Below are 3,308 nucleotides of genomic sequence, written 5' to 3'. Positions count from 1 at the left end.
CCCGCGCCGGCCACTGGCGACCCGGGGTCCGCCGCCCGGATTTTTTCCCGCCCCGCCGATGCCCGATCAACCAGGCCGGACGTTTGGTACGCAAGCGGACAAAGCCTCACCGGGCCGGCTTCAGCAGCGTCCAGATCCAGCCGACAAAGGTCAGCACCAGGAACGGATAGCCCGCGGCGGGCAGCGGTGCCGAGGTCGGCAGCAAGGGCGCCCCCCAGAGGATCATGCAAGCCGAGACGACAAACAGCACGGCCGCCACCAGCGCGGTGAGCCGCATCCACAGGGCAAATGTCCTGGGCACGCTGACCATGACCAGTGCCGCCGCCCAAAGCGAGATGCCGCCGACATAGGAGGGCACGCTGGCCTCCAGCCCCGCCGCATTGCCCGCCATCAGCAGGGTCTCTCCGGCCAGGAAGGTCAGGAAGCCCGCGGCTATGCAGTCATTGCCAGCCGCTGGTATTTCATCGTCAACAGCGCGGTGGCGACCACCAGTGCGGCACCGTCGATCGTCCAGAGTGTTTCGCGAAGTGGGGCGCTGGCGACGAAGGTGCCGGCAAGGCCGAAGGCACCGCCGATGGCGAGGCCGATCGCGGCGACGGTGTCTAGAGTGGAACGCATGTGATGTCTCCCCAAGCCGGGAGAGAGGATACGACAGGGCGGGGCGTTTACAATAGGTGACGGGCGGACATCGGAGAAGGGGAATGGAGCGGACGGCCAAGTATTCTCGCCGCCTGTACGACAGGGCTTCCCTGCTACAAGGGGAGGCGTTTTCCCCGGCAATTCCCGATTAGGATACGACGTAACCGATTGCAAATGCTCGGCAATAAAGTCTCTTGTGTAAGTTCCTGTTTTGTTCCAAAATGCGCCTTGACGCAATTCCAGTCGAACATCTGCCGATGCAGCCCTAAATAGGCAACATGACCGCAGCTACGCAATTCGATCTTAAGTCTTCCGACCCCATTTCTCCTTGGTTGGAAATGGGTGCGTATGAGGCCCTTTGGCTGGACCATGGGGCATCATTTAAGTCGATTGCCGACAGGTTCGGCGGTGTCCCCTTTTCTGTTCCCTCTGATTTCGTCCCATATCCCACAGCAGTCAAATATGCCGAACTAGCAGATGAACAAATACGGAAATTTAGCTCTGCTCCGTATGGTGTCAGGATTCACGGCGCCGGCGAATATCCCAACAAAATTCGTGTAGCGAAACATCCTATCGAACTGCTTTATTATCAAGGCTATTGGGCGCTCTCAGAACAGCCTTCTATTGCAGTGGTGGGCACTCGTGAGCCAAGCGATGAAGGTATTTTGCAGACCCGCCGAATAGTCCAGGGGCTGATTTCTGACAAAATTATTCCGGTCTCCGGGCTGGCGAAAGGGATCGATGCAATTGTCCATGAAACAGCCATATCTCTGAAATTCCCCACAATTGCAGTAGTGGGAACTCCAATTTCTACGGCTTATCCGAGAGAAAATAGGGGTATTCATGAGAAGATAGCCCGAGAGAACCTTTTGATATCGCAGGTTCCGGTTGTGGCATACAAGGCTATGCCCTTGAATAAGACGCGAACCTTTTTCCCAGAGCGGAACATAACGATGAGTGCTTTGACGGATGCAACTGTTATTGTTGAAGCTGGGGAAACATCTGGAACACTCACGCAAGCGCGAGCGGCTTTAGCACAAGGTCGACCGCTATTAATTCTTGAAAGCTGTTTTCATAGATCCGATATAACGTGGCCCCACAGGTTCGAGGAACTAGGCGCGATCCGAGTTTCTGGTATTGAAGATATTTTGGCAAATGTCAGCGCGCTTTACAAAGATCGATGATCTGACACGCGGGGAGCATGGCTTCCTAGAGAAAGATGACTATATCCTTTATCTGGGGGAGTATACCGCGCACGGGGGTTATAAGTCCGAGACGAACAACCACATCTTAAACTTTAAAATGAGCCCTGCAATCCGCGATGAGAATGTCCATCGCTATAAACATAAGGCGCGGTCAACTGACTATTGGGCAGAAAAACTTCGTAGCGCAGTGCTAACGGATCGCTTGTCAAAGATTGCTTGGTGCCCTGTTCCGTGCAGTAAGCCCGTCAGCCACCCAGCTTATGACGATAGACTTTTGCGACTGATAACTCGAAGTTTTGGAGCTGGCGCGATAATTATTAATTGTATAAAACAAATTGAAGAACGCGTTGCGGCTCATGATACTAGTAATCGACCAGACCCGCAAGTTTGAAGGCGGGCTGGGCATTCCAAACTGTTAACCTGCCCCAGAGCGTCGATACGATTGCAATATTTGATGATGTGATCGCAAGGGGAGCTTCTTTTAAGGCGGCACAGGCACTTCTCCATGAGGCTTACCCGCACGTCCCGATAAAGGGAGTGTTCCTCGCCCGCGTTGTCCATGATGACGACCAGCCTTCGCTGTTTGACACCCTAGCCGAGTGATCGAAAGCCACGACTCTCCGATTCTAACTATGCCATATTCACCCTTTAGCGATTGGCATGTTAAATGAGAGAACAAAATAGGAATCTTCGTATATATTAGTGATTGCGAATCGAAATCCGCGAAGGTGTCTCAATGCCAGCGTTCGGAATTTCTGCTTTCTTAAGAATTTTACATATGACACGACCGACCGCAACGGACGGAGCTGCGTCGAAGATTTACGCCACGAGGGGGAGGCTATGATTTTCACAGTAGCCTCCGCCGACTCTGCCAACGTCTGATGGCTGGAGAGTCGTTAGAGAGTTTGTACAAGAGCCAGAGAGACGATCCGCTCAACTTGGCCTACAGCAGTTGGAGGCTTGGAGAGCTCTTAACCTGGGCGCGATTTTGGAGTTCCCGCCAACTACCGTGCGAAGCCCGAGCGAAATCTTTTCGGTTAAGTTCACACCGAATTTTGGCCTCCGAGTCGGAAGCCAGTCTGTCGCCCTACATGTTTGGAATACTGCTTCGCCGCGCCTAGAGCCAAGATTGGCCCGAGCCGTTCTATCCTCATTCCCGCCTGTTTATCAAACAGCGAACAATTCGCCCGATGACATTGCGGTGCTATGCCTGCGAACCATGCGTTTTATTCGTCTGGGCGACGCATCGGACGTTGTCGAATTAGGTCGGCTGATCTTCGCGAATATCGATGGCATTTTTCGAGAAATTACTGCGGATTTGGGAGAGCCTCCGCCTGCGCCCGGCGAACACCCCACCCCACCTCCCGGAGAATATTCTCCACCGCGCAGCGTCAGCGCCGCGCTGGCGCTGCGCGGTGGAGAATATTCTCCGGGAGGTGGGGTGGGGTGTTCGCCGGGCGCAGG

General features: G+C 54.3%; 3 protein-coding genes and 1 pseudogene. 2 read left to right on the top strand and 2 right to left on the bottom strand.

Translation table 11 applies throughout. The annotated features are described in order from the left end of the window. Positions 1-106: 106 nt before the first annotated feature. Both EN991_RS41170 and EN991_RS41165 read right to left on the bottom strand, forming a co-directional pair. On the bottom strand, positions 107-391 hold the full coding sequence (locus EN991_RS41170) for a hypothetical protein (protein WP_127370026.1): 285 nt from the start codon (positions 389-391) through the stop codon (positions 107-109). A 41-nt stretch (positions 392-432) separates the two neighbouring features. Continuing rightward, entirely contained in the window at positions 433-618 is a 186-nt protein-coding gene (locus EN991_RS41165; RefSeq protein ID WP_127370025.1) for a hypothetical protein, read from the bottom strand. A 299-nt stretch (positions 619-917) separates the two neighbouring features. On the opposite strand from EN991_RS41165, the gene EN991_RS28845 reads away from it, so the two are divergent. Continuing rightward, entirely contained in the window at positions 918-1,823 is a 906-nt protein-coding gene (locus EN991_RS28845) for a DNA-processing protein DprA (protein ID WP_127370024.1), read from the top strand. Positions 1,824-2,973: 1,150 nt separating this feature from the next. Continuing rightward, positions 2,974-3,308, top strand: a pseudogene (locus EN991_RS40405) (hypothetical protein); the annotation flags it as partial.

Origin of the sequence: Mesorhizobium sp. M7A.F.Ca.US.005.03.2.1, from assembly GCF_003997795.1 — a bacterium.
Classification (GTDB): domain Bacteria; phylum Pseudomonadota; class Alphaproteobacteria; order Rhizobiales; family Rhizobiaceae; genus Mesorhizobium; species Mesorhizobium ciceri.
This window is presented reverse-complemented; position numbering and strand designations above follow the sequence as displayed.

Excerpts from the sequence above, each read along its gene's own strand:
- EN991_RS28845 (WP_127370024.1), top strand. The coding sequence starts at position 918 with ATGACCGCAGCTACGCAATTCGATCTTAAGTCTTCCGACCCCATTTCT.
- EN991_RS41165 (WP_127370025.1), bottom strand. The coding sequence starts at position 618 with ATGCGTTCCACTCTAGACACCGTCGCCGCGATCGGCCTCGCCATCGGC.
- EN991_RS41170 (WP_127370026.1), bottom strand. The coding sequence starts at position 391 with ATGGCGGGCAATGCGGCGGGGCTGGAGGCCAGCGTGCCCTCCTATGTC.